The organism is Brevibacillus sp. HB2.2 (genome assembly GCF_013284275.1).
Lineage (GTDB): Bacteria > Bacillota > Bacilli > Brevibacillales > Brevibacillaceae > Brevibacillus > Brevibacillus brevis_D.
On the sequence record NZ_JABSUV010000016.1, the window covers coordinates 1 to 25,331 of the forward strand.

A 25,331-nucleotide genomic window follows, 5' to 3' on the forward strand; every position below is an offset into this window, starting at 1 on the left:
TTAAAACAACTGTTTTTTCGGCATTATGTTGTGATAAGCGGTTTGTTCTCATGTGTGATTATGGTTGCTCTTTTGGGGACAGACCTGTTGATGGACAACTTTTTTAATAAAACGCCCGATTTGACCCAAGTGGATGTCAGTAAAATATACCAGTACCCTTTTGAAAAGATTGATGGTCGGTTGTTAGACGAGTACGGCGGCTGGTTCGAGATCGTGGATGAATCGGGGACAGTCATCTATGTAAAAGGCAACAAGGAAGACAATATCATGACATATAGCGATGGAATGCTGTACGCTAAAGTGGACATACTGCGAAATGATGATTCAATTTTCTACCATGCCTTTCAAGTGCAAGGGCCAGAGGGTGAGACCTATGTTCTGTTATGGAAATTTCCTGAGCGGTCGGAAATTATATCATTGACGTTTGTAATCTTAATAGCGCTGTTTGTCGTTCTGTTGTTCATCGCCCTTTATTTCTACACCCGGTACTCCGTCTTGAAGATGAAGAAGCCTCTCCGGCAAATTGTAGAGGGCATTAAAGAGATGGAAGGCTTCAATTATCAGAAGAGGCTTACATTTTCGGCTGAAATGGAATTTGCAGAAATCCGAGAAGCATTTAACGGAATGGCAGAACGACTACAACAGACCTCTGCAGAGAAAGAAGCGGTAGCGAACAACAAAAGAAACATGCTGTTGCATTTGTCTCATGATCTGAAAACACCGATTACCTCTGTATTCGGGTATTCTCAGTTGTTGCTGGATAGGCCGGAGCTAGAAGAAGAGCAAAGGCGTCAGTATGTTCAATATATTAACGACAAATCGTCTTATATGGCCCATTTGATTCAAAATTTGTTCGAACTGGCAAAGTTAGAAGACCAGCACGTGAGACTGGATCAAGAAAAGGTCAATATTAGTAAGTGGTTTATGCAGCTTGTTGCGGAATTTTATCCGGAAATAGAAGATAGGGGATTTCAGTTGGAAGTGAAAATTCCAGAGGAGCCGCTGTTTGTCATGTTCGACAAAATGCATATGAACCGCGTTATTACGAATTTGATCGGTAACTCGCTAAAACATAATCCGCCGGGAACGCAGCTATTCGTTTCATGCGAGAAAATAGAGACCGGCGTTGTTCTGTGGTTGGGTGATAACGGTACAGGTGTTCAAAAGGATGTTAGGGAACACATTTTTGAAGAGTTCATAAAAGGGAGCAATCCTGTGAAAGATAGCACCGGACTCGGTCTAGCCATTTGTAAAAAAATTATAACGTTACATCAGGGGACCATTCATTTGGAAAGAAATCAACGGTATACGACTCTATTTAAAATAACTTTGCCTCTTGAATGAGCGGTACTGTCCGGGAATGTATGGAGTGGGTTCGCTGATTTGGATGGTCTTCGCTGAAATCTGCTTGTATATGGATATGAGCAAAATGCAGATGGAGTAAAAGTGCAATTGCTGAAAAAGGAGCCTTCCAAATAGGAGGACTCCTTTTTCAAAATGAGAGTGTGGGCGCAGATTATTTACTCGTATAAGTTGAGAGAGAACCGTTCGCTACTAAGACGTTGTAAGTACGGTGCAGCATCACCACTGCCTCCGCACGTGTGAGTGGATCGTGTATTTCCAATTGGTTTTCCCACGTACTCATAATGTCGTTGCCCACCAACCATGCAAGCGAATGAGCTTTTATTCCGTCGATGTTGCCATCGGGAAAAGTTATTTCACCAGTGTCCTGGTGACCATAGTAAATCGAGTAATCATCATAATCATCTGCTTCAAAAGGTTGTACGGTAATGTCGTCAATTTTAGTTAGTGTTAAAAAGATTTGATCGTCAGACATTTTATTCATTTCTTGTTCGAAAAATGTATAAAAGATGTATATCACTTCCCAACGTGTTACCTTTTTTTCGGGATAGATGAATAATATATCCTCTTTCTCTTGTACAACCCCATAGGAGTCTCTATCGTACATTTCCATCAATGGTTGATAGGCCCAATGGTTTTCTGGGACATCTTTAAACCTGAGTACTTTCAGTTCTGGGTTAAGATTCGGACGAAGCTTATTAAACAGCTTATGAACCATAACAGTGAGCTCAGCTCTATCAATCGCCTCATTCGGCCTGAAGGCCCCATTGGAATAACCACTTAATACACCTTTTTTCACCATAAAATCAACTGATTCCCGAGCCCAATGTCCATTCGGGATATCGCTGAACTGACTGGCTTGTACAGGAGCGAGAGTTGAAAAAAGAATAGAAACGAAAAGAGCTACGCATAAAATCATATTTTTCATCATGTTCCTCCTTTACCATCCCTTTCCTTTTCCCTACCCTATTTCTACATAAACATTTCGGCTATACACAGGCTGATGTCAGGAAGAGATACAAATGGTATGCTGGAAGGGTAAGGCAGGATTGGAGAAGGGGATGGTGTTATGAAAAGGACACGCAAAATCACCTCCTAAAATCATAATGTTTTCGATTTTAGGAGGGATATCCAATGAAGTTTCAGCGAATCGATCTAGATAATTGGAGCAGAAGGTCTTATTTCGAGCATTATCTAAACCGAGTGAATTGCACCTTCAGCATGACTGCCAACATGGATATAACGGAATTGCTGCCCGCTCTACGGCAAAAGGGGATGAAGCTGTACCCGGCTTTTCTGTATATGGTCACAAACGTTGTCAATGCACACCGTGAATTTCGGACTTCCTTTCATGCGGATGGCGAGTTGGGCTATTGGGAGAGCATGATACCCAGCTATACTTTTTTTCACCAGGACGATCAAACTTTTTCTACGATGTGGACGGAATTCGCAGACGAGTTCCCTGTGTTTTATCAAAATTATGTAGCGGATATGAAACAGTACGGGGACAACAAAGGTCTTGTGGCAAAAGAGTTGGAACCGCCTTATACGTTCCCTGTCTCGTGTATTCCCTGGGTTAGCTTTAGTGGGTTTAATCTGAATATTTCGGGAGATGGGCGATATTTGCTGCCGATCATTACGAGCGGAAAGTATTTCGAGCAAGAAGGCAAAACGTTATTGCCTGTTTCTTTGCAGGTCCATCATGCAGTTTGTGATGGCTATCACGCCAGTCTGTTCATTAATGATTTGCAAAAATGGGCAACAAACTATAAGGAATGGTTAGGTGTCGAGTGAATTGGCTCGTTTGGTATGCTTCTCCTTCCTAATCTCTTCCAATCATTTATAATAACGGTAGGAGAACTGGGAGGAGAAGGAATGAATAAAGAAATGGTAGGAAAAGTCTTCGGCTGTATCGTTTTGGGTGCGATCATTACTGTGATCGGAGTCGTGGCGATGGTAATGACTGCCTTGAACGCACAGGGAAGAGTTTATTCCCTACTTGTCGCTGTCACGACAGTCGTTTTTATCATTTACATCATCGGGCAAATGTTCGCCCCGCAAAAGAGTCGGTTATGGAACAGAGCCCTCTTTGTCTATTTTCTCTTTTGTACGCTGCCAGTTGCAGGATATGAGATCAGCAGCTATTACCATAATAGCATTCCTATTGTCAGTGAGGCCGAGGTCGATCTGGAACAATATAAACCGTTTCGTACAGGCTCCAAAATTAAAAAGCTTGATCAACCTGCGACACTGTCATTACAGTCTGATTTGCCCAAAATAGATGGGGCGACCGCCTTGTATCCTCTTTACGCTTCCTTTGTGCAGGCTGTTTATCCCAAGAAGGATTACGACCTTGCCGACAGCGAAGTCATGGTAAGCAAAACGCCAAAAGCGTACGAAAATTTACTGGATGGCAAAGTCGATGTCATCTTTGCGGCAGCTCCTTCCGAGGAACAGCTCCTAGCAGCCAAAGAAAAAGGCGTAGAGCTTAAGCTGACTCCGATTGGAAAGGAAGCTTTTGTCTTTTTTGTCCATGCAGAGAATTCTGTTCAGGGACTCACTACCCAGCAGATTCAGGACATTTATGCGGGAGACATCAATTCCTGGGATCAAGTCGGGGGCGGGTATGAGTTTATTCGATCCTTTCAGCGTCCTGAAAATAGCGGAAGTCAGACGATGCTCAAGAAGATCATGGGGGGTAAAGAGCTCATGAAAGCACCACAAGAAGACGTGGTAACAGGAATGGGTGAAATCATCGAGCAAACAGCCAACTACAAAAATTATTCGAATGCCATCGGTTACTCGTTCTTGTTTTATGCCACGGAGATGGTGCAAAACGGAAACATTCGTCTACTCGCAATTGATGGGGTTAAGCCTAATAAGGAAACGATAAAAAACAGAGCGTATCCGTTTGCGGCGGAGTTTTACGCAGTGACAGCAGGGACGGACAATCCGAATGCAGAGAAACTGATCGAATGGATTTTGTCTCCGCAGGGACAAGAATTAGTAGAAAAAACGGGCTATATTCCAGTGAAATAACTAAGTAGCAAGTAAAGGAGACCCTTGGGCAATTGACCCGAGGGTTTCTTCTTCGCTTTTGTGGTTCGTAACGGTAGGAGGGGCGGCACCTCGTCACAGATGGACGCACAGACTGGCAGGTTCATATTGACAGAAAAATCTAAGGCTGTTATAAAAATAGTAAATAGCACTCACGAGGTGAGAGTGCTAATATTGAAAAAGGAATACATAAGAAGTCCGGAAGGGTGGGTATTTTTTCATGGAAAAAAAGCAGTTTCAAGCAGAATCTACACGTCTGTTGGAAATGATGATCCATTCAATTTACACACAAAAGGAAATCTTTTTGCGCGAATTGATCTCTAATTCCAGTGACGCGATTGACAAAATTTACTACAAATCGCTCGTCGATGATCAATTGGTGTTTGATAAAGAGAACTATTTTATCAAAATAGCGGTTAACAAAGATACCAGAACGTTGACCCTGACAGATACCGGGATCGGCATGACGCAGGATGAACTGGAAAATAATCTGGGTGTCATTGCGAAGAGCGGTTCGTTGGCGTTCAAAAAAGAAAACGACGCAAAGGATGGCTACAACATTATCGGTCAATTCGGCGTAGGCTTCTACTCGGCCTTCATGGTTGCCGACAAGGTTACGGTCATCAGTAAAGCACTGGGCAGCGACACGGGGTACAAATGGGAGTCCAGCGGTGCGGATGGCTACACGATCGAGCCTTATCACAAAGATTTGGTCGGGACCGAAATCATTCTCGAAATCAAGGAGAATACAGAAGAAGAGAACTACGACGAGTTTTTGGAAGAGTACCGTTTAAAAGCGATTATCAAAAAGTACTCCGACTTCATTCGTTACCCGATCAAAATGGACATTACCCAGCATAAGCCAAAAGAGGGCAGCGAAAACGAGTACGAACAAGTGACGGAAGAACAAATCGTGAACAGCATGGTTCCGATTTGGCGCAAAAATAAAAGCGAGCTGACGACAGAGGATTACGAGCAATTCTATGCGAGCAAGCATTACGGCTTCGACAAGCCGCTAGGACACATCCACATTAATGCAGATGGAGCCGTTGTTTATCAGGCGATTTTGTACATCCCGGAGAGCATGCCATTTGATTACTACTCGAAGGAGTACGAAAAAGGTTTGGAGCTGTATGCGAACGGCGTACTGATCATGAACAAATGCGCGGACCTGCTTCCAGACTACTTCAGCTTTGTTAAAGGGATGGTTGACTCCGAAAGCCTGTCTCTCAACATTTCTCGTGAGATGCTCCAGCATGACCGTCAATTGAAGCTGATTGCGAAAAACATCACGAGCAAAATCAAAAGCCAGCTCCAAAGCTTGCTGAAAACAGAGCGGGAAAAATACGAGCTGTTCTACAAGTCATTTGGCAGACAGTTGAAGTACGGCATGTACAGCGACTACGGAACGCATAAAGAAACATTGCAAGACCTGCTGATGTTCTACTCTTCCAAAGAGAAAAAGCTGGTGACGCTACAAGAGTATGTAGAGAGAATGCCAGAAGATCAAAAGTACATCTACTACGCGTCCGGCGAGTCGATCGAGCGAATCGAGAAACTGCCGCAAACAGAGCTCGTATCCGAGAAAGGCTACGAAATCCTGTACTTCACAGATGACGTCGATGAGTTCGCAATCAAAATGATGATGAACTACAAGGAAAAGGAATTCAAATCCGTATCGAGCGGGGATTTGGGAATCGAACCGGGCGAAGAAGAAAAAGCAGCCGAAGCCGAAAACGAGAACAACAAAGAGCTGTTCGACTATATGGCATCGCTGCTCGAAGGAAAAGTCAAAGCTGTAAAAGCTTCCAAGCGCTTGAAGTCACACCCTGTCTGCTTGTCGACAGAGGGTGAAGTGACGATTGAAATGGAAAAAATCCTGAATGCGATGCCAAACAATCCGAGTGTGAAGGCAGATAAGGTACTGGAGATTAATGTGAACCATGCGGTGTTCCAGTCATTGAAGGGTGCATTTGACACAGACAAGGAAAAGGTCAATTTGTATACGGCACTTCTGTACAATCAGGCTCTCTTGATCGAAGGCTTGCCGATTCAAGACCCGGTTGAGTTTACGAACGATATTTGCAAAGTGATGGTGTAATCACAAAAAAGAGGATGAGACTTGCTCATCCTCTTTTTTATGCAAAAAACGTCTCGGAGTGACAAAAACTAATTGCTTGGCCTCGGTACATACGTGAAGATTGGATCTCTTAGCTCGAACTCATATGTTGCTCCATTCACGATTCCAACGACCTTCTCACTGTCATATAAATCGAGCAAGAAACCGGCCATTTGTTTAGCTGTATGGAACTTAGGAACTACACCAGCATATTCAAAGTGATCCATATCAAGGGAACGCTTCGCAAACTCGGTCTCTGTTGCAGCAGGTGCCAATACTTTTGCTTGCATGGCTGCTCCGTTCTCCCTCAATTCTTGTGCCAGACCTTCCGTAAAGGCACTAACATAGAACTTCGTCGCGCAATAGGTCACGGCGTTAGCGATGATTCTGTAACCTCCGCCTGAAGAAATATTGATGATTTGCGTTCCATTCACATGTGCATAGTCACGAGCATAACGAGAAGATAGAATCGTTAGTGCTTCAATATTCAAGTGAAGCATGGACTCAATTTTATTCAAATCTTGTTCCCCGACAGAAGCAAAGTTTCCAAACCCTGCATTGTTAATCCAGGTCTCAATCTCATAATCCTTTAGACTGTCGTAAAAGTCATGAACATTTGCGCGCACACTTAAGTCAACTGTCCGAATGATTACATCCAATTTTGCGTTGATTTCAGCCACTTTTGATTGGAGCTTTTCTAATTCCTCCGTTCGACGAGCTGCTAAAATTAAGTTTTTTCCACGAGCAGCAAATGCCAGAGCGGTTTCAAAACCAATTCCTGAACTTGCTCCCGTAATGACCGTATAATTCATGTATATCCCTCCTGAATTTATTCAATAGCTTCCATTGAGATGGAATGTTTCATTGAGTATACAGATTAGAGTAAACTCTAAGTCAAGGGTGTAAAAACTATTCGGAGGTTTCTCATGCGCAAGATTGGTGAAGTGGCACATCTATTAGGGATAAGCACACATACGCTGCGGTATTATGAAAAGGAAAAAATAATGATTCCGGATCGCGATGAAAGCGGTGACAGGCGATATAGCGATTCGCATATTCAATGGCTGCAATTTGTGATCAAGTTAAAAGAAACGCAAATGCCTATCTCGAAAATCAAGAAGTACGCTTCCCTATTTTTAGAGGGAGAACATACTGCCTCAGCTCGATTGAGTCTTTTAGAAGATCATAAACACTATATTGAGCAACAAATAAAAACTTTAATCGATGTGGATGGTATGCTAGAACGTAAAATTGTTGGTTACAAAGACTACATCAGCAACAGACATTGATTTTCCATTCACAAGTGCCATGTGCGTAATTGTGATTTAAGGGATTCAAATTTGCGTTTCATCCAAAAGCTATCTAGATAAAGTCCAAAGGTTGTATCATGTTTATGAGAGAACTTTAAAATAAAGGTAATGGAACGAGGGTACAACATTTATGTATAGAGTGGCTATTTGCGATGATGAGGAGAAACACAGAGAGTTTGTTAAAAGCATTCTACTAACATTGTCGATAAAGACAAATATTGAATTTGTAATCGAATCATTCGTCTCGGGAGAGCAGTTGGTATCTTATTATGAGCGCCAAGAAACTCCATTCCATATTTTAATTTTGGACATTGAAATGGGTGGAATGAACGGAATTCAAACAGCCCGAACAATAAGAGGGTTAAATAACCTGGATGAACAAATTATTTTTCTGACAAGTTACCCAAAATATATGGTGGAAAGTTTTGACGTCATGACATATCAGTACTTGATAAAACCCATTTCACCTTCGATCTTGGAGGAGAAAATCATCAAGCTACACCAATACTTTCAAGCACTTGATAAAAAGTATATGGTCATCAAGTCAGGCTATGAAGAAGTCGTATTAAAATACGATGAACTTATTAGTATTGAAGCTGCCAAAAGCTTAACCATAAAAAGCAAGCTGCATTTTACGACCACGAATCAAACCTATGAAAGCAAAGGCATCATTTCTGATTATGCTCTGGCCTTAAAGGACTGTAACTTCATACAAATCCATCGTTCCATTATTATTAATCTGCTTCATGTGAAGAAATTTGCTAGCGGAGTGGTTCTCATGTCCAATGGGAAGGAATTGCCTATAGGGCGTTCTAAAATGAAAGAGGTCAAAGATACTTACACCAAATTTATGATTATGAAGGTCGATTGATATGATTCAAAATAATTTGATTGTCTTTTGCATTATACTTCTGATGGGTGTGCAAGTTAATTTTTTCTTCAATTCGGTATTTGATAAATCAGCTAAAAAACGAAACCGATTTATTTACTTCATTATCTTTGGGTTGCTCGATTACCTATATCTAGTTATACCAACCTCTCTTATTTTATCTTCGATGCTATCTCTTCTTGTGATATTTAGTTTTGCGCAATCTTATACAGTAGAATTTAAAACGAAGTTTACTTTTTCTATACTTTACTGTGTTTTAGTATCTCTCTCTAATTTTATATCGCTATATTTATTTTATTCCCTAGATTCAGTAGACTTTAGCGTTAACTCTATAAATGAACAAGATCAAATAGCCAATACGAAAGTTATTTTACTCAGTTCCATGATCATGTTTGCGATCATTCAGATCATACGACTATTTGCAAAACGTAGAAGTTTCTCTTTGGATAATCGTTACTACGCATTATTCTTGGTTATTCCTGTCGTAAGTATATACCAGCTGAGTATTCTAACTTATAAGGACGTTTATTCTTTCATTTCCGTCATTGGATTTCTTCTCTTAAACGTTATTCTTTTCTATATTTTTGATAATATCGTTGATAAATTTCAATTTATGCATGAGAATTCGCAATTGCAACACCAAATGGACTATCAAGATGCGAATTACGAAAAAACAGTTCACAGCTTCAAATCGATTAAACGAATCATTCATGATACGAACCAACAGCTTTTGTACATCGAAGAATGTATTAAGCGAAATGAGTTAGAAGCGGCAATGGAACATATCAAGACTACATTAAATAAAGTCGAAGGAGCCTATCATCGCGTTAATACGGGGAATTTGGTTATAGATGCCCTTGTCACAAACACGCTTAATATTGGACAAGCCAATGGCATAAGAATAGATACGAAGATCAACTTATATTCACAGGAAGTTAATATTGACCGTTATGACTTATGTGTAGCTCTAGGAAATATGCTAGATAACGCAATGGAAGCTTCTAAACGAGTAAAAATCGCAGAAGATAGGTACATTCTAATCAAAATATATTCTACCGAGTCTACCCTTCTCATTCACATCTTGAATCATATGGAGAATGAAGTTGCCTATTTGCACAGCCAAAAATCAAACGCGGAATTTCATGGTATCGGATTAACAAACATAACTAGAATCTGTGAAAAGTACGGTGGTCATATGACCATTGAAACGAAACATAAAGAATTTAATAATATGGTCGTACTTCCATATTAAATCAACAATCCTTAGACAACATGTTGTTTAGGGATTGTTTTTTTCGTTTCAGGGTCATTTTTATTCTAGCAGACTTTTTCCTTGTATGATCATTTCAGCCAATCACGAGGAGGAATTAACAATGAAGAAGGTGGTTTCTGTATTCATGACCGCTATTCTTATTGCAATACCGGTCACCCCTGCTTTTGCTCTAACGAATCCTGATACTGTTAAAGAAAAGGCACAGGAGCAGGCTTCGAAGATCGTATCCGAATATGGTGCTAGTGGATTGCAGTATGCAATTAGGGATCATGGATCCATTGTTTTATCAGGCAGTGCTGGTGTATACGATAAAGAGACCAAGAGTCCGATCACCGAAGACACAATGTTTGGAATCGGCTCGGTAAGTAAAATGTACGTGACTGCTGCAACGATGATGCTGGCTGATTCTAAAAAAATTGATATTGATAAGCCGCTAACCACGTATATCAAGGACTTCAAAATGGCAGATAAACGATATAAAGAGATTACGCCACGTATGTTGATGAATCATTCTTCAGGAATTTACGGTAGTCAATATGGGAATAGTTTCTTATTTGAAGATAATGATACGAAAAATCATGATGAATTATTGGTAAGATTACAATCAGAAAGCTTAAAGTCAACCCCCGGCGAGTTTTCGGTATATTGCAATGATGGTTTTCAGCTGCTTGAAATATTGATTGAACGAGTGAGCGGTTTACGTTATAGCGAATTTCTTGAAACCTATATTTCTGATCCTCTTCAATTGACCTCTACCAAAACACCACTTGATTCATTTGATAGAGATAGGCTCGCAAAAACTTATTTTTCTGGGTTGGATCGAGCTTTACCCGTTGAGAATACCAATCTCTTAGGGACAGGAGGCCTTTACTCCACGGCTGAAGAAGTAACTGAATTCGTTGAAGTATTAATCGGGAATCGAACGGATATTTTATCTGAGAAGTCAGTAAAGGCTATGCAAAGTCATGAGTATAGAAAAGGCGTGTGGGTTCCTGAAGAGACAAACTCGATTAACTATGGTCTTGGTTGGGATGCTGTCCGTTTAGCACCATTTAGTGATTACGGAATAACAGCATTATTTAAAGGTGGAGATACGATTATGTATCACGCTGCTTTGGTGACCTTACCCGAACATGATATTACGATTGCTGTGCTTTCATCGGGAGGCAGTAGTAACTATAATAGTTTAGCTGCATCAAATATTTTATTGGAATATCTAAGAGCCAAAGGCACCATTAAAGAAATTCTACCTGAAAGAACATTTGAACCTCCAGTGAAAGTGGACATGCCATCCGATATGCTTGCATACTCTGGGTTATACGGTAGTGTAGGTAAAACGGTAAAACTGGAGATAAAGAACGGGGAGATTCATTCACCTGATCTAGCATTTGAAGGGTTACCGCCGCAAAAATATGTATATACCGGCAATGGACAGTTCATAAACAACGATGGAAATGCAACGATAAGCTTTGACCGAGCGAAGAATGGAAAAACCTATTTAAAACTTAACGCTTATATCAATAATCCAGGATTAAGTCAATCGTTTTCGGTATCCTATGAATTTCAAAAGTTAGCTTCCAATCCACTAAAACAGTCAATGAAAACGGTATGGGAAAATAGGGATGGAAAAAAATACTACGCTTTAGATGAAAAGATCACTTCAGTGATGTATCTAAACAATGCGCTTGTGACCAAAACGATATCCGTTGATATCAGCCATGGATACGCTTCAGGCACTAAAATTGTTGACAAGAATAATGCAGTAAATGTAATTCAGATTCCTGCTTTTGCCGGAAGAGACGCTTTTGATTTGAATTTCTATCATAAGAATCAAAAAGAGTATGTAAAGATCAATGGATTATCCTATATCAGTGAAGATGCTATTCCAACCTTTAATGATGGGAAAGATTCATTATGCATCATACCATCGGATGGTCAGGCTAGATGGTATAAAATCGATGCAAAATCAGCCAACCGAGTCATGAACGTTGAGACTCCGGAAAGCGGCGGATTCGCCGTTTATGACAAGAATGGAATGACTGTGAACTTTTCAAAGGCAAGTAACAAGCATTCGGTAGTACTGCCTGAAAGCGGGATGATGGTTTTTGGTGGGAATGCGGGTGATGTATTTAAAATTAATTTGAAGAATAAATAGATGTAAGCATAAAAGCTCGCATTACTGATAGTATCCTCTTTGAGTAGAAAGTGTAAAAAGCCCGCCCACCTAATGGTGGGGGGTACACTTTACTTGGAGGGGATTTTTCCATGGCTAAAAAAGGCCAAGCTTCAAGGTTTTTTTTCGTCCAAACGAGCTAGGCAGGAAGCTGAACCGAGCCACGTATGTGGATTGCCGGCCCAACACCAGCCTAGCTTCGGTTTATTTTCGCTGATCCACATGGCTGTTACACGTCGGTCGCCACAACGAGAGCCGAGCAGAGAAAAGCCGTTGTTTTTCTTTACCTGATCCGGGAAGTGAGTGATCAGGGCAATCCCTTCCTCCAGCGTGAGTGGAGAACGCTGCTGCTCCAAGAGGATGGGCATTGCGTCATTCGGATTGACGTTCAGCGTTTCTTTTCCAGTATCAATTCCGGTCATTAAGTAAGCCATCCCTGTAGGAATCTCAATGCCCTCGATGGGTGTAAACCGCCGGATTTCTTCTGCATCCATGACACTGAAGCCAGCTTTCTTTTTCCGCTCGATGGCTTGCATCGCTTTTTCTCCGTCGAACCAATCCCCTTTTACCACGAGAACAAAGGGTACAAGGCCCTCCTGCTGTTCGTCTTCTTGAATGGGAAGAGCTTCTGCCAGTGGTTGCAGCGGGTCCAGACTTTTCCTGAACGCTTCTGCTGTCATGCCCGCCATTTCAGGATAGCCCTTTTGAATGAGTGTTGTTACTTGCCGTTCGAATTCTGCTCTGTGCATGGGTTAATGAGCCTCCCTCCACTTTTCACATTCATCTTACAACATTCGTGCTAATTCGAAGGTTTCACCAAAATAAAAGGAATAAAGCAGATTTGGGTTGAAGTAACTTTATAACTAAGCTTTAATCTTTGTGGAAGAAAATCGGGAAGGGGGCTGTCTGCCATACGCCCTATTGATATTGCACGTAAGCTGAAGCTGAGCACGAGCGCCTTGCGAAATTATGAAGCACATGGGCTGGTTCCGCCTGTAGAGCGGTCAGCGAGCGGCTACCGGAAGTATACGGAGGAACACGTCGCTTATTTTACTTGTATTCAAGCCATGTCTCCTGGCTTTGGGATGGATGTGACGGCGCAGGTGATGCGGTTGATCCAGGATAGACAGTTGCAGGCTGCTCTGTGGCGTGTGAATGAGGTACAGGCTAATTTGCAGAGGGATAAGCAGTTAGCGGAACGAAATTTGGCGATGCTTGAAGACGGCCGAGCAGGTAAGGTGGAGGAAGCTGGAATCAGCGAATGGATGACGATTGGAGAAGTAGCAACCATGACTTCTTTGCCTAGCTCAACCATCCGCCACTGGGAAAAGGTTGGACTCATTACAACTTCCCGCGATGAGAAAAATGGCTATCGTCTTTTCAATCGCTCGCAAATCCGCAAAATCATGCTGCTTCGTACGCTGCGACCTGCTGTTTATTCTTTATCGGTTGTGGAGTTAAAGGAAGCCATTGCGAGTATGAATGAAGGGGATGTAAAAGAGGCGCGAAACATCGCTTTGGAAACGCTGTGCTATCTGGATCAGATGAATCTCGTACAAATGCGTGGGGTTTTCTATTTCTATCAATTATGCAAAGTGGTTCAGTTGGTCGAAGAATAGGGTAGCGAAAAGAGAAAACCCTCTCCTGCACATTTGCAAAAGAGGGGATGTCATCGTTATTCCACAAACAGTGATACTCGCTCAAATCCCGCATCTGAAATGCGAATCAAGCCTGTATCCGATATGTGCAACGTCGGTATGACGACCAGAGCAAGCAAAGACAATGTCATAAAGGCGTAGTTCATCGTGCAGCCCGCCTTCACCAAGGCTTGGCTAATCTCCATGGACTGCTGCACAACTGTTTCATAAGGCTCGGTCGACATCAGTCCAGCTAAACGCAGCGGAAGCTCCACCATTTCGCCGTCTCCAGTCACGACAGCGATACCACCTCGCATGCTGATCACAGCATTGGCTGCTTGTGCCATCCGCTCATCGTCGTTTCCGATGACAAGCACGTTATGGCAGTCATGGGCGACAGTCATGGCAATCGCTGCTGGTTGGTTAAATCCGACATTGCCGACAATCCCGATGCCGGAGCCGCCTGTTTTCCCATGGCGTTCGAAAACAGCCATTTTGCACAGCGTGCTCTCAGGCGTAATCTGTAGCTCGCCATTTGCGACAGCCACATCGACAAACACTTCGTCCGTCTCTACGTGATTTTCCCGGACAACTGCGACGCGCGTCTTGATCGTCCCGGACGGAACGGGGGTCTTGATGATGAAGTCAGAGGGAGTGAGCTCAGCCTTGATTTTCACAGAGTTGATGGCAAACTCAGGGTAAGGGAACGGAGAAAGTTTGAGCGTTATTTCACCGTTTTCCGCTACTACTTCACCACGCGCGATCGTCATCACGACATTCACATCAGCCAGATTCCCATCGAGCAAAATGATATCGGCGATGATACCCGGTGCGATCGAGCCTACATCTCGTGCGACACCGAATCGTTCTGCTGTATTAATGGTCGCCATCTGAAAGGCAGTCACAGGCTTGACTCCTTGCGAGATCGCATGTCTGACGATGAAGTTCATATGTCCTTCTTCTTTCAACGAATCACAGATGCGGTCATCGGACACGAGCATCATCCGGCGGGAGTCAATGCCCTGTTCGGTGTGTGCCTTGATCGTTGCTGCAACATCGTGCCAGGCTGAGCCGCGGCGCATTTTGGCATACATGCCAAGGCGTACCCGCTGTGCGACATCTTCGCTGGTCACACACTCATGGTCGCCGGTTACACCCGCAGCTGCATAAGCAGCCAGACGTGGATCACTTGACGGCCATGTATAGTGACCATCCACTACTTTTCCTGCCCGCAGTGTCGCTTGAATCTCTCCAATCATTTTCGGGTCTCCGTACACGACCCCAGGGAAATTCATGACTTCGCCGAGCGCGATCATATCGGGTCCCCAGCTCAATGCTTCCGCGACCTCCGCTGGTCCGAATTCTGCCCCAGCCGTTTCAAAAGAAGCATCCGTTGAAGGGACGCAGGAAGCAACCTGCATGTAAGCAGCCATCGGGGTTTGTCTCGCCTCATCCAGCATGATCCGCAAACCAGGTAGACCGAGAACATTCGAGATCTCATGTGCGTCGAAAAAGCCGCCTGTCGTTCCGAGGGGCAGTACCGCATTGGCGAATTGCGTCACGGATAGCATGCTGCTTTCGATATGACAGTGCCCGTCCAACAGTCCTGGTGCCATATACTTTCCTTTTGCATCGATGATCCTGGTGGATTCATCCGTCATCCCTTCTACAAAAGGACCGACATAGGCGATACGGGTACCAACAACAGCGATGGACATATTCGGCAAGATTTCACCGGAGAGAACATTGACGAGAGTGCCGTTATGGATGAAGAGGGTCGCTTTTTTCTCCCCTCTGGAAAAGGCAACGAGATCAGGAATGCAATCTGCGAGTGGAGGTCTTGCAAAGGACGGATTCTGCTGTGTCATGTTTACTATCACCTCATGCTGGATTTGGTTTTTTACATATAGTACACATCGAAGAGGAAGGAAGCTAGTTTTCTTTTAGAAAAAATTTTAAAAAAGAGGGTGTAGTGGATGACGAGAGTAAAAGTCAAATACCTCAAAATATCGTCCTACCTAAAGCTGTGCGTGGGCGCTGGGGTTTCGATCGGGGTTTTGGATGGGGTCATCCGTTTTCTATTATTGCTCGTAATGGGACAGTTTAGCGCTTCGGAAGCTTTGATTTTTAGTATGCAGGTGAAGGGATGGACAGCGGGAATCTTGCACGTGTTTTCCGTACCGCTGCTGTATGGCTTGGGTGCATTACTGTTTGGTTTTGTCTCCTATTTTCCGTTTATGTACTATCTCAAATGCAAAAAGGGGCTTGTGATCGAAGGGGTATTTGAAGGGGAGCATCACGAGGACATACCAAAATAAAGCACCTCCCATTTTCACCGTTGTTTAAAGTGAAAACAGGAGGCGCTGCTTAGTGTTCTGCTACCTCTATTTCATTTGTCTTTGTTTTCCGCAGTTTGTAAATCGCGACGAGTAAAATAAACCACACAGGTGTGATGAATAAGGCGACTCGTGTATCTTCCGCGAGTGCCAGCACGACCAGAATGAAGGCCAGGAATGCCAGGATCAGGTAGTTGGCGAACGGATAGAGCGGCATTTTAAACGAATTCGCTTTTGCTAAATCTGGTCTCGTTTTGCGATATTTCAAATGACAGATGACGGTAATTCCCCAAATAAAGATAAAGCAAACGGTCGAAACGCTAGTGATCAGTGTAAATACGCCTTCTGGCATGACGTAATTCAAGACAACGGCGATAAGGATAACAATCGTCGAAAAGAGGAGTGCATTTGCCGGAACCTTGTTGGCTGTCAGCTTGGTAAGGGGCACAGGTGCATTCTTTTCTTTGGCAAGGGAGTAGACCATACGGCTTGTACTGAAAATGGCGCTATTACATGCGGAAGCGGCAGATGTCAGTACGACAAAGTTGACGATACCGGCAGCGGCTGCAATGCCAATCGCTGCGAAGACCTGCACAAACGGACTCTCCAACGGGTTGATCGCGTTCCAAGGATAAATGCTCATGATGACGATGAGTGCGCCAACGTAGAAAATCAAAATCCGAATCGGGATTTGGTTAATCGCTTTTGGTATGACTCGTTTTGGGTCTTCTGTTTCACCGGCTGTCAGACCGACGAGCTCGATTCCAACAAATGCGAACACGACCATCTGGAAGGAGAGAAGGAACCCATTGAAGCCGTTCGGGAACATACCGCCATGACTCCAGAGATTCGTGAAGCTGGACGCACCAGCATTCGTAGAAAAGCCCTTGATGATCATGAAAATGCCGACAAAAATCAAGGCGAGAATCGCAATGACCTTAACCAGCGCGAACCAAAATTCCATTTCTCCAAAAAGCTTCACGGTCGCCAAGTTCATGATTAACAAAATCACGAGGGCGATTAAGCCTGGCATCCACTGCGGTATTTCTGGAAACCAAAATTGCGTATAAAGACCAACAGCTGTCAGGTCGGCCATGGCGATGGAAATCCAGCAAAACCAGTAAGTCCAGCCCGTGACAAATGCGGCCATATTCCCCAAATAGTCTTTGACGAAATCCACAAAAGAATGGTAGTTCAAATTGCTCAACAGGAGCTCCCCAAGTGAGCGCATGATTAAAAAGCAGATGATGCCTGTAATCAAGTAAGCAAATAAGATGGATGGGCCGGCCAAATGAATCGATTTTCCTGCGCCCAAAAATAATCCTGTTCCGATTGCTCCGCCGATCGCGATAAGTTGTACGTGTCTGTTTTTCAGACCTCTCTCCAATTTTTGATCCTGCATACGATCCACCTCTCTATTTTTAGTTAGTTTTTAATTTTTAGATTTTTACCAAACAGATAATTTTCATATTAACATAACTATTGTTGTTTCACATATGTTTATTTATTTTTATAGAAAAAAAGCTTTTAATTATGAACGAAATAGGAACGTTTTGGAAGTGTTGGCTCTTTTAAACAAAGGCCGCACTTTTTTTGTATTTCAGAAAAAAGAAGATATTGACATGAGAATGGAAATCATTTAATTTTGCATTAGGGAAACTTTTTTATACACAACCACATTAGTTTTCTTGAGCGAATATTATTGGTACAAGACTACATTGTTGTGTGTAGGCATATATGCATAGAGGAATTACCCGTACCACCATCGTTTTTTGGACGGGATCATACAACGGGCTATGATTTGGAGGGAAGAAGCATGGAATCGGCTATCGCGGTAAGGGACTTGCATGTCTCCTACTTTGGGAACGAAGTTGTTCGGGATGTCTCGTTTGACGTTGAGCTAGGGAGTATGGTTGGAATCATCGGTCCAAACGGGGCAGGGAAGTCAACCCTGATCAAAGCGCTCTTGGACCTCATTCCAAGAGACAAGGGGAATGTGCGGATTTTTGGGAAAGAGACAAATGAATTCCGGAAGAAAATCGCCTATGTACCACAGCGGAGCATGATTGATTGGACGTTTCCGATCACCGTCATGGATACCGTACTGATCGGAACCTATCCAAGTGTCGGACTGTTCAAATTTCCGAAAAAAAAGGAAAAAGCGTGGGCGTTGGAATGCTTGAGAAGAGTAGGGCTGGAGGATTTTCGCGACAGGCAGATTGGGGAGCTCTCCGGCGGACAGCAACAGCGTGTCTTCCTGGCAAGGGCACTTGCACAAAAACCGGAGCTACTGCTTCTGGACGAGCCGTTTGTGGGGATTGATGTAGCGAGTGAGGACACCATCATCCGTATTTTGAAAGAGCTGCAATTTCAGGATAAAACAATCGTGGTCGTCCATCATGACTTGTCCAAAGCATATGCGTATTTTGATCAGCTTCTTCTCATGAACAAAGAATTGATCAAGTTCGGTACGGTCGATGAAGTGCTGAATCGAGAAGTCATGTCGAGAGCATATTCCTATCAACTCCCATTTCTCGAAAAGACCGAGGTGCTTGCATAATGGATTTCTTGATGGCAATTGGACAGTATGAGTTTTTGCAAAAAGCATTGTTTACATCTGTTGTGGTTGGGTTAATCTGCGGCGTCATCGGTAGCTTTATCATCTTGCGCGGAATGTCCTTGATGGGGGATGCCATCTCACACGCTGTTTTGCCTGGGGTGGCCCTCTCCTATGCTTTTGGGATCAATTTCTTCGTGGGCGCTGTTTTAACGGGTGTACTCACCGCAGTTGGAATTGGCTACGTGAGCCAAAATAGCCGCATCAAGAACGACACGGCGATTGGAATTTTGTTCACATCCGCCTTTGCAATCGGAATCATCATGGTTACGATGCTGAAAAGCAGTACCGATTTGTATCACATTTTGTTCGGGAATGTATTGGCTGTGCGCTCGTCAGACATGTGGGTGACAGTGGGTATCGGGGTTATCGTCATCGTGACAGTCTACGCTTTTTTCAAAGAACTGTTACTGACTTCGTTCGATCCGACCATTGCTGCTGCCTACGGCTTGCGTAACAACCTCATTCATTACTTGCTGATGACCTTGCTGACGATGGTAACTGTCGCTTCCTTGCAAACCGTAGGAATCGTGCTCGTCGTCGCCATGTTGATTACACCGGCTGCTACCGCTTATCTTTTGACGGACCGTTTGTCGATCATGATCTTCTTGGCTGGCGGTTTTGGGATGCTGTCTTCGGTTATCGGCCTTTATTTTAGCTTTACCTATAATTTGGCCTCTGGTGCCACGATTGTCGTGGTTGCAACTGTGCTCTTCTTCCTGGCCTTTCTCTTCTCCCGAAAACACGGGGTGGTATGGAAATCAATCCGAGCTCGGCAAAAACGAATCGAGCTCTTAAAGTAAAGGAGAATTATCGTCATGAAGAAGTGGAATCTGCTTTTCGTTTTCCTACTAGCAACCGTATTAATGGCAGCGTGTGGTGCTCCGCAAAGTGCGAACGAGCCCACGAAATCAGAGAGTGACAAGCTACAGGTCGTAACCACGTATTCGATTCTGTATGACATCGTGAAAAATGTTGGGGGAGATCGAGTAGAGATCCATAGTCTCGCTCCGATTGGCTCCAATCCGCATGAATATGACCCACTACCTGCTGACGTGCAAAAAACGACGGATGCGGACGCGGTTTTCTACAACGGACTGAATTTGGAAGCAGGTAACTCCTGGTTCGATAAGCTAATGACCACAGCAGGCAAAACAGGTCCGGATGCACCCGTGTTCCGTCTCAGTGAGGGCGTAGCAGCCAAGCACTTGACGACCAAAGGCAAGGAGAGCGAAGAAGACCCCCACGCTTGGCTAGATGTACGCAATGGCATCAAGTATGCGGAGAATGCAAAAAATGCCTTGATCAAGGTGGACCCAGCGCACAAGGAAACGTATGAGCAAAACGCCAAGAAGTACATCGAACAGCTGACTGCGCTGCACGAGGAAGCCGAGAAGCAGTACAACCAGATTCCGAAAGAACAGCGTTTGCTTGTGACGAGCGAGGGAGCGTTCAAATATTTCAGCGAAGCGTACGATTTTGAAGCGGCATACATTTGGGAAATCAATTCAGAGAACCAAGGAACACCAGAGCAGGTCACACAGGTGGTCGATACAATCCGTGCGAAGAAAATCCCGGCTCTGTTCGTAGAGACAAGTATCGATCCGCGCAGCATGGAGATGGTATCGAATGAAACAGGTGTACCGATTGTGGGGAAAGTATTTACGGATTCGCTCGGAAAGCCGGGAGAAGATGGCGATACGTACATCAAAATGATGGAATGGAATATCAAGACGATTTACGAAGGATTGACCAAGAATTAAGCTTCGTAAAAGCAAAGCACAGCTCTCCTAATCAGGGGCTGTGCTTTTAAATTCTTCCACTGCTTAACATCCTTCATCAGATTGAGGTATAATAGGCTAGTGTGCAAAAGGAATCCGGAGTATTCATATTTAATCTGTCATATTGAAAGAGAGTGGGATTATGGGTCGTAAGTGGAACAATATTAAAGAGAAGAAAGCTTCTAAAGACGCGAGCACCAGTCGGATTTACGCGAAGTTCGGGAAGGAAATTTACGTGGCGGCAAAGCAAGGCGAGCCGGACCCAGAGTCCAACCGTGCTCTGAAGGTCGTCCTGGAGCGTGCTAAAACGTACAGCGTACCGAAAGCGATTATCGACCGCGCGATTGATAAAGCAAAGGGCGGCTCTGATGAAACGTTTAGCGATCTGCGCTATGAAGGCTTTGGGCCAAACGGTTCCATGATCATCGTGGATGCACTGACCAACAACGTAAACCGCACAGCTCCTGAAGTGCGTGCCGCTTTCAACAAAAACGGCGGTAACATGGGCGTATCCGGTTCGGTAGCTTATATGTTTGACCCAACAGCGGTATTTGGTTTGGAAGGCAAATCTTCTGATGAAGTGCTGGAAATCTTGATGGAAGCGGATGTAGACGTGCGCGACATTTTGGAAGAAGACGGTGCTGTCATCGTTTACGCAGATGCAGAACAGTTCCACGCTGTACAAGAAGCCCTCAAAAACGGTGGCGTTTCAGAGTTTACCGTAGCTGAACTGACTATGCTGCCACAAAACGAAGTAACGCTGACAGAAGACGTACAAGCTCAATTCGAAAAGCTGATCGATGCTTTGGAAGACTTGGACGATGTGCAGCAGGTGTACCATAACGTTGATTTAGGTGAATAATGTTTTTAATGGAGAAGACCTTTGTTTTAGAACAAGGGTCTTTTTTATGTGCTGTGTATTGGCTGCGGGGGAGAGAAGAATATTTCCAGACTAGGCTCCAGGCTCCGTCCTGCTGAGGGTCGAGACTGTCCGCTCCGAAGGGATTTGCGGGGAAACGCAAAAGTGGTAGCCGCTTCGAAGCACTGGCACGGTTGCGTTTCTGTTGCCCGCAAATCCCTTCTCCGCTTGGTTGGACTCCACAAGTCGCTACGTCTGGAAATATTCTTCTCTATCGGAACAGATGTGATTCTTCATTCTTTTAGGGATTTAATAAATCGGATCACAAGGAAAGCTCGTAGAGGAAACAGGAGAAAAAAGCGAAGATCTTTGGCACACCGACCGAGGCGCAATGAAAAAAAGAGAAACAAGCTTTTAGCGTTCACCTCTGAGACACCTCCTGAATGGACGACTTTGGACGCGGGTTTCGCTTTTTTTCATGGAGCCGGGCAGCTTACGCTACCCTGGGGGTGGGACAAGAAGCTGAGCGTTTTCTCCTGTTTCCTCCCCACCACTACCGCCCGACAAACGGATTTTAAAAGAAATAAAAACCGCCTCCATAAAGGAGACGGCATATATCGAGCTCGTTAGTTTTGAGGTGCTACCGATCATCACGTGCGACGCATCTACCTCCAGTATGAAGTTAGAAGCTTAAAGCAGTGTACGGTTTCCCTTACTCACTAGGTGATCGTGTAAATCATCCATGGCACATCGCCTCCGTAAAGGTCTACAGCCTGATTGAAAACACACCACCGAGCTCGATGAGTATAGTATGAGCAAAACCCATCTTTTTATTCACTCATCTTTAGCATCTGTTTTCGAATAGCATTTAAAAACTGTTGGTTGCTGTAGGCCGTGCCACCAGCTAATCCTGGTTCAACTGCATTCACGTACATTTGATCAGCTTTGACTGCACGTAGATTTTTCCATGCAGGCTGCTCTTGTAACTGCTTGAAAGCGGGCTGGTCTTCTTTTGTGACCATCACAAACAAGTAGGTGGGATCTTCTTTTGCCAAAACATCCATAGAGAGAGCGGTACGCTCCTTCATATTCGCGACGACATCTGGGACAGGCAGGGTCAAGTCCGTATATAACAGGTTATTATACCGTTCATCCTTTGGATAGGCGTAAAAGGAGCCTTCTTGGAACCACAGCGTCAGCACTTTCTTTTCCGGGAGTGGAGCGAGCTTGTCGCGGAGTTCCTGTGCATTTTGCTTCACTTTACCTATAAAGGTATCCAAATTGTCATCTCTTCCACGAACATCTGCGAGCAGACGCAAGTTTTCTTGCCAATGAGCTCCGTTCGTAGAGACGGGAATGACGGATGCAGCGGTTTGTAATTTGGCCAAGTCTTCCTTGGAGGTCTTGTCAGTTGTCATGATGACGTCAGGTTCAAGGGCAACCAGCTCACTTAGGTTATCTGTTATATGATAAGGGAGCTGCTTGGCATTTCTGATCATGGCTTGATATTCCGCCGGAAACTTTCCGTTTTTATCCACCGTAGCTGCGACGGGCGGGATTCCCAGCAAGAAAGAATCTTCATACGAAGCAGGGAAGCCTACGAAAACAATAGCCTTGGTTCTGGCCGGAATTGTATAAGTGTTGCCTAGGTAATTGATCGATCTGGTTGGTTTCGCTGCCGCTGAATCGCCCGTTTGTCCACCATTTCCGCAGGCTGCCAGGACGAGGAGCAAAGCAGCAATCGGGATAGCTAGTAGCCGTTTATACATACAGGTCACTCCGTTCTTACTTCTTGTGTTATCAGGAAAGTAGCAGGACTCATGTAAATTATAGGCTACCCGATCCATCCGTCGCTGTTGCATTCCTGAACATTTTCAAACATTCTGCTGTAACCTTTTTCCTGCTAAAGACACTAATGGGTATCCAAGAAAATTTTCACATAGGAAAGTAGTCGATCAGCCGACATCAAGAGAATGGAGGAGCTTCTTTGTATGAAGAAATGAAACATCAGGTCATGGCCATCTATGAGCGGCATTATCATGATGTATATCAATTTTTGCTGTACTTTGCCGGCAGTCAGAATGATGCAGAAGATTTGACGCAGGAGGTTTTTTTGCGAGTGATTCGCTCGCTTGAACGATTTGAAGAGCGATCTGACGTGAAGACATGGCTGTTTGCGATCGCGAAGCATACAGCAATGAATTCCTATCGAAAACGCAAGTGGCAAAAGCTGTTGTCAGGGGACTGGCTGTCTGTTGTGATGCCAGCCTCGGAAGGGAATCCGGCACAGGAAGTAGAAAGCCGGGAGGACGAACAGGAATTGATCGATGCGATCAAGGGACTACCACCGCATCACCGCATGGTTGTCATTCTGCGAGGCATTAAAGAGTACAGCGTCAAAGAGACTGCTGAAATACTGGGTTGTTCTGAATCAAACGTGAAAACGACGATGCACCGGGCACTAAAGCTGCTGCATGGCAAACTTTCGCATACGAAGAAGGGGGAATTGTACAGTGGATTGGCAAAATGAACGAGATATGCTGGAACGGTTAGTGACTCTGCAAAAAAGTACACCCCCACGTAAGGAGTTTGTAGAGAGTTTACGTACAGTGCTGGAACAAGAAGTAATTCGGGTCGGCAAGGGGAGACGGCTGTTCATGAATCCGTTGACAGTAGGGTTGACAGCAGTGGTGATCGCTTCTGGATTCGGCCTGTATATCATGGCTGGGATGGGGCAAAACGAACGCGTGAACCCTCAAGTGACGGCAACCAGTAGTCCGCAGCTTCCCGCCCATCCTGTATACGAGCAGGCGAAGAAGCTGCTGCAAGAATTGGCAGGGCGAGATGCAAGCCAATATGCGGTAAACGGCATGCTGTCCAATACTGAAACAGGTCATGTCGTGATGAACAAGACGGTTAACAACATTCCGGTTCTCGACGACCAATACACATTTACAATAGACAAGGCAGGCAGGCAGCATAAAAAAGTGGTACAGACAAACGATACGACAGGCATGGTCTTTCCAGATCCCAATAAGGCAATGCCAGTAAAAAAGGCAGAACAAATTTTTGGGCAAAGCGCCCGGCTGCTCTATTCAGAGTGGGAATGGCGATTGCAATATGAGTTTCCTTTTTCAGGTGACATTGATGCCATTACAGGAGAAATTTACCCAACAGAACGCTATCATCCCGATTACAGTCTAGTAGATATGCCACCAATTCCTGTGAAACCGGGAGGCATAAAGCTGGTAGCTCCCAACATCGAAGAAGCAGATAGACTTTTTCGGGAGTGGGGATTCGAGCCTCCGTTTTCCTTCGTTATTCAAGAAGGCTCAGGCGTACATACGTACAAAATGGAAACGCGAACCAAACAGAAAATAGAACTGGACGTAGTAACAGATACAGGAAAAATTCTGAACTATCGGTATGAAAATAACCATGAGAAAAAGGAAAAGCTCCCTCATCCGAAGCTGGAAAACGTGCAAGAAGCAGCAGAGCAATTTCAGAAATACCTTCCGTTAGATACCAAAGAACTGCTACTTGGTTCTGCCACTAGAAAAGGCAACATTGAAACCTATCAATTCTTTAAGTCCCATCAGGGAGTCCCGATTATGGGGGGGTATACGGTTTATTTTGATGTGGACAGGAAACAGGTGATCGGAGTCGATCCTACGTATACCATGGAGTCTAAGCCGCTTCCTGACAAAAGTAAGGCAATGTCACGGGAAGACGCGACTAGCATATACGTCACCCATCGTCCACTCCGATTGGTCTATAAGCTGATGGAGAACCCAACTACAGGAAGGGTAGAGCCGCGTCTCGTCTATCATATTTATTATCACGACACACCGCTCTATATGGTGGATGCGCTGACAGGGGAGTGGGTGCGTAGTTAATAACATCGAAACAACAGAAAAA

General features: G+C 44.2%; 22 protein-coding genes. 16 read left to right on the forward strand and 6 right to left on the reverse strand.

Annotated elements, in window-relative coordinates; translation table 11 throughout:
- Positions 1-1,344, forward strand: a 1,344-nt coding sequence (locus HP401_RS13470) for a HAMP domain-containing sensor histidine kinase (protein ID WP_254457075.1), incomplete at its 5' end; no start/stop codon positions are given.
- 172 nt (positions 1,345-1,516) lie between these two features.
- On the opposite strand, the gene HP401_RS13475 is transcribed toward HP401_RS13470, so the two are convergent.
- Entirely contained in the window at positions 1,517-2,290 is a 774-nt protein-coding gene (locus HP401_RS13475; protein ID WP_173605346.1) for an S-layer homology domain-containing protein, read from the reverse strand.
- Between the two features lie 206 nt (positions 2,291-2,496).
- Here HP401_RS13475 and catA point away from each other — a divergent pair, with 206 nt between their 5' ends.
- The 3 genes from catA (at position 2,497) to htpG (ending at position 6,520) form a co-directional block, all read left to right on the forward strand.
- Positions 2,497-3,156 (forward strand): type A chloramphenicol O-acetyltransferase, encoded by a 660-nt coding sequence (gene catA / locus HP401_RS13480; RefSeq protein ID WP_173605347.1) that lies wholly within the window; start codon positions 2,497-2,499, stop codon positions 3,154-3,156.
- Positions 3,157-3,237: 81 nt separating this feature from the next.
- Positions 3,238-4,401 carry a PstS family phosphate ABC transporter substrate-binding protein gene (locus tag HP401_RS13485; protein ID WP_173605348.1) on the forward strand — a complete coding sequence of 388 codons (1,164 nt, stop codon included), beginning with the start codon at positions 3,238-3,240 and terminating at the stop codon, positions 4,399-4,401.
- A gap of 238 nt (positions 4,402-4,639) precedes the next feature.
- Positions 4,640-6,520: a molecular chaperone HtpG gene (gene htpG, locus HP401_RS13490; RefSeq protein ID WP_173605349.1), complete on the forward strand. Its 1,881-nt coding sequence runs from the start codon at positions 4,640-4,642 to the stop codon at positions 6,518-6,520.
- Positions 6,521-6,588: 68 nt separating this feature from the next.
- Here htpG and HP401_RS13495 read toward each other — a convergent pair whose 3' ends face one another.
- The gene (locus HP401_RS13495) at positions 6,589-7,350 is read right to left on the reverse strand and encodes an SDR family NAD(P)-dependent oxidoreductase (protein ID WP_173605350.1); all 762 of its coding nucleotides are present in this window, start codon (positions 7,348-7,350) and stop codon (positions 6,589-6,591) included.
- A 114-nt stretch (positions 7,351-7,464) separates the two neighbouring features.
- Between HP401_RS13495 and HP401_RS13500 the strand changes: the two genes are divergently transcribed.
- The 4 genes from HP401_RS13500 (at position 7,465) to HP401_RS13515 (ending at position 12,165) form a co-directional block, all read left to right on the forward strand.
- Positions 7,465-7,827 carry a MerR family transcriptional regulator gene (locus tag HP401_RS13500; protein ID WP_173605351.1) on the forward strand — a complete coding sequence of 121 codons (363 nt, stop codon included), beginning with the start codon at positions 7,465-7,467 and terminating at the stop codon, positions 7,825-7,827.
- A gap of 151 nt (positions 7,828-7,978) precedes the next feature.
- Entirely contained in the window at positions 7,979-8,719 is a 741-nt protein-coding gene (locus HP401_RS13505) for a LytR/AlgR family response regulator transcription factor (RefSeq protein WP_173605352.1), read from the forward strand.
- A gap of 1 nt (position 8,720) precedes the next feature.
- The gene (locus HP401_RS13510) at positions 8,721-9,989 is read left to right on the forward strand and encodes an ATP-binding protein (protein ID WP_173605353.1); all 1,269 of its coding nucleotides are present in this window, start codon (positions 8,721-8,723) and stop codon (positions 9,987-9,989) included.
- A 121-nt stretch (positions 9,990-10,110) separates the two neighbouring features.
- Positions 10,111-12,165, forward strand: coding sequence for a serine hydrolase domain-containing protein (locus tag HP401_RS13515; RefSeq protein ID WP_173605354.1), 2,055 nt, complete (start codon positions 10,111-10,113; stop codon positions 12,163-12,165).
- Between the two features lie 131 nt (positions 12,166-12,296).
- Here HP401_RS13515 and HP401_RS13520 read toward each other — a convergent pair whose 3' ends face one another.
- Positions 12,297-12,932 carry a DUF5701 family protein gene (locus HP401_RS13520; RefSeq protein WP_173605355.1) on the reverse strand — a complete coding sequence of 212 codons (636 nt, stop codon included), beginning with the start codon at positions 12,930-12,932 and terminating at the stop codon, positions 12,297-12,299.
- A gap of 162 nt (positions 12,933-13,094) precedes the next feature.
- On the opposite strand from HP401_RS13520, the gene HP401_RS13525 reads away from it, so the two are divergent.
- Positions 13,095-13,802 (forward strand): MerR family DNA-binding transcriptional regulator, encoded by a 708-nt coding sequence (locus tag HP401_RS13525; protein ID WP_173605445.1) that lies wholly within the window; start codon positions 13,095-13,097, stop codon positions 13,800-13,802.
- Between the two features lie 56 nt (positions 13,803-13,858).
- Here HP401_RS13525 and HP401_RS13530 read toward each other — a convergent pair whose 3' ends face one another.
- Positions 13,859-15,688 carry an adenine deaminase gene (locus HP401_RS13530; protein ID WP_173605356.1) on the reverse strand — a complete coding sequence of 610 codons (1,830 nt, stop codon included), beginning with the start codon at positions 15,686-15,688 and terminating at the stop codon, positions 13,859-13,861.
- Positions 15,689-15,796: 108 nt separating this feature from the next.
- On the opposite strand from HP401_RS13530, the gene HP401_RS13535 reads away from it, so the two are divergent.
- Positions 15,797-16,138 carry a hypothetical protein gene (locus HP401_RS13535; protein WP_173605357.1) on the forward strand — a complete coding sequence of 114 codons (342 nt, stop codon included), beginning with the start codon at positions 15,797-15,799 and terminating at the stop codon, positions 16,136-16,138.
- A gap of 49 nt (positions 16,139-16,187) precedes the next feature.
- On the opposite strand, the gene HP401_RS13540 is transcribed toward HP401_RS13535, so the two are convergent.
- On the reverse strand, positions 16,188-17,558 hold the full coding sequence (locus tag HP401_RS13540; protein ID WP_041749305.1) for an amino acid permease: 1,371 nt from the start codon (positions 17,556-17,558) through the stop codon (positions 16,188-16,190).
- Between the two features lie 414 nt (positions 17,559-17,972).
- Here HP401_RS13540 and HP401_RS13545 point away from each other — a divergent pair, with 414 nt between their 5' ends.
- From HP401_RS13545 to HP401_RS13560, 4 genes are all read left to right on the forward strand, one after another.
- Positions 17,973-18,716, forward strand: coding sequence for a metal ABC transporter ATP-binding protein (locus HP401_RS13545; RefSeq protein WP_012685204.1), 744 nt, complete (start codon positions 17,973-17,975; stop codon positions 18,714-18,716).
- Positions 18,716-19,576: a metal ABC transporter permease gene (locus tag HP401_RS13550; RefSeq protein ID WP_012685205.1), complete on the forward strand. Its 861-nt coding sequence runs from the start codon at positions 18,716-18,718 to the stop codon at positions 19,574-19,576. The genes HP401_RS13545 and HP401_RS13550 overlap by 1 nt, the downstream gene beginning before the upstream one ends.
- A gap of 15 nt (positions 19,577-19,591) precedes the next feature.
- On the forward strand, positions 19,592-20,536 hold the full coding sequence (locus HP401_RS13555) for a metal ABC transporter substrate-binding protein (RefSeq protein WP_173605358.1): 945 nt from the start codon (positions 19,592-19,594) through the stop codon (positions 20,534-20,536).
- A 160-nt stretch (positions 20,537-20,696) separates the two neighbouring features.
- The gene (locus HP401_RS13560; protein WP_087344937.1) at positions 20,697-21,416 is read left to right on the forward strand and encodes a YebC/PmpR family DNA-binding transcriptional regulator; all 720 of its coding nucleotides are present in this window, start codon (positions 20,697-20,699) and stop codon (positions 21,414-21,416) included.
- A gap of 827 nt (positions 21,417-22,243) precedes the next feature.
- Here the strand turns inward: HP401_RS13560 and HP401_RS13565 are convergent.
- Positions 22,244-23,182: an ABC transporter substrate-binding protein gene (locus tag HP401_RS13565; protein WP_173605359.1), complete on the reverse strand. Its 939-nt coding sequence runs from the start codon at positions 23,180-23,182 to the stop codon at positions 22,244-22,246.
- Positions 23,183-23,400: 218 nt separating this feature from the next.
- On the opposite strand from HP401_RS13565, the gene HP401_RS13570 reads away from it, so the two are divergent.
- Both HP401_RS13570 and HP401_RS13575 read left to right on the forward strand, forming a co-directional pair.
- Positions 23,401-23,943 carry an RNA polymerase sigma factor gene (locus HP401_RS13570; RefSeq protein ID WP_173605360.1) on the forward strand — a complete coding sequence of 181 codons (543 nt, stop codon included), beginning with the start codon at positions 23,401-23,403 and terminating at the stop codon, positions 23,941-23,943.
- Positions 23,927-25,309: a hypothetical protein gene (locus HP401_RS13575; RefSeq protein ID WP_173605361.1), complete on the forward strand. Its 1,383-nt coding sequence runs from the start codon at positions 23,927-23,929 to the stop codon at positions 25,307-25,309. Before HP401_RS13570 ends, HP401_RS13575 begins: the two co-directional genes overlap by 17 nt.
- Positions 25,310-25,331: the final 22 nt, after the last annotated feature.

What these genes read in the sequence shown, in the direction of transcription:
- HP401_RS13475 (WP_173605346.1), bottom strand. Translation starts at nt 2,290, where the DNA reads ATGAAAAATATGATTTTATGCGTAGCTCTTTTCGTTTCTATTCTTTTT.
- catA (WP_173605347.1), top strand. Translation starts at nt 2,497, where the DNA reads ATGAAGTTTCAGCGAATCGATCTAGATAATTGGAGCAGAAGGTCTTAT.
- HP401_RS13485 (WP_173605348.1), top strand. Translation starts at nt 3,238, where the DNA reads ATGAATAAAGAAATGGTAGGAAAAGTCTTCGGCTGTATCGTTTTGGGT.
- htpG (WP_173605349.1), top strand. Translation starts at nt 4,640, where the DNA reads ATGGAAAAAAAGCAGTTTCAAGCAGAATCTACACGTCTGTTGGAAATG.
- HP401_RS13495 (WP_173605350.1), bottom strand. Translation starts at nt 7,350, where the DNA reads ATGAATTATACGGTCATTACGGGAGCAAGTTCAGGAATTGGTTTTGAA.
- HP401_RS13500 (WP_173605351.1), top strand. Translation starts at nt 7,465, where the DNA reads ATGCGCAAGATTGGTGAAGTGGCACATCTATTAGGGATAAGCACACAT.
- HP401_RS13505 (WP_173605352.1), top strand. Translation starts at nt 7,979, where the DNA reads ATGTATAGAGTGGCTATTTGCGATGATGAGGAGAAACACAGAGAGTTT.
- HP401_RS13510 (WP_173605353.1), top strand. Translation starts at nt 8,721, where the DNA reads ATGATTCAAAATAATTTGATTGTCTTTTGCATTATACTTCTGATGGGT.
- HP401_RS13515 (WP_173605354.1), top strand. Translation starts at nt 10,111, where the DNA reads ATGAAGAAGGTGGTTTCTGTATTCATGACCGCTATTCTTATTGCAATA.
- HP401_RS13520 (WP_173605355.1), bottom strand. Translation starts at nt 12,932, where the DNA reads ATGCACAGAGCAGAATTCGAACGGCAAGTAACAACACTCATTCAAAAG.
- HP401_RS13530 (WP_173605356.1), bottom strand. Translation starts at nt 15,688, where the DNA reads ATGACACAGCAGAATCCGTCCTTTGCAAGACCTCCACTCGCAGATTGC.
- HP401_RS13535 (WP_173605357.1), top strand. Translation starts at nt 15,797, where the DNA reads ATGACGAGAGTAAAAGTCAAATACCTCAAAATATCGTCCTACCTAAAG.
- HP401_RS13540 (WP_041749305.1), bottom strand. Translation starts at nt 17,558, where the DNA reads ATGCAGGATCAAAAATTGGAGAGAGGTCTGAAAAACAGACACGTACAA.
- HP401_RS13545 (WP_012685204.1), top strand. Translation starts at nt 17,973, where the DNA reads ATGGAATCGGCTATCGCGGTAAGGGACTTGCATGTCTCCTACTTTGGG.
- HP401_RS13550 (WP_012685205.1), top strand. Translation starts at nt 18,716, where the DNA reads ATGGATTTCTTGATGGCAATTGGACAGTATGAGTTTTTGCAAAAAGCA.
- HP401_RS13555 (WP_173605358.1), top strand. Translation starts at nt 19,592, where the DNA reads ATGAAGAAGTGGAATCTGCTTTTCGTTTTCCTACTAGCAACCGTATTA.
- HP401_RS13560 (WP_087344937.1), top strand. Translation starts at nt 20,697, where the DNA reads ATGGGTCGTAAGTGGAACAATATTAAAGAGAAGAAAGCTTCTAAAGAC.
- HP401_RS13565 (WP_173605359.1), bottom strand. Translation starts at nt 23,182, where the DNA reads ATGTATAAACGGCTACTAGCTATCCCGATTGCTGCTTTGCTCCTCGTC.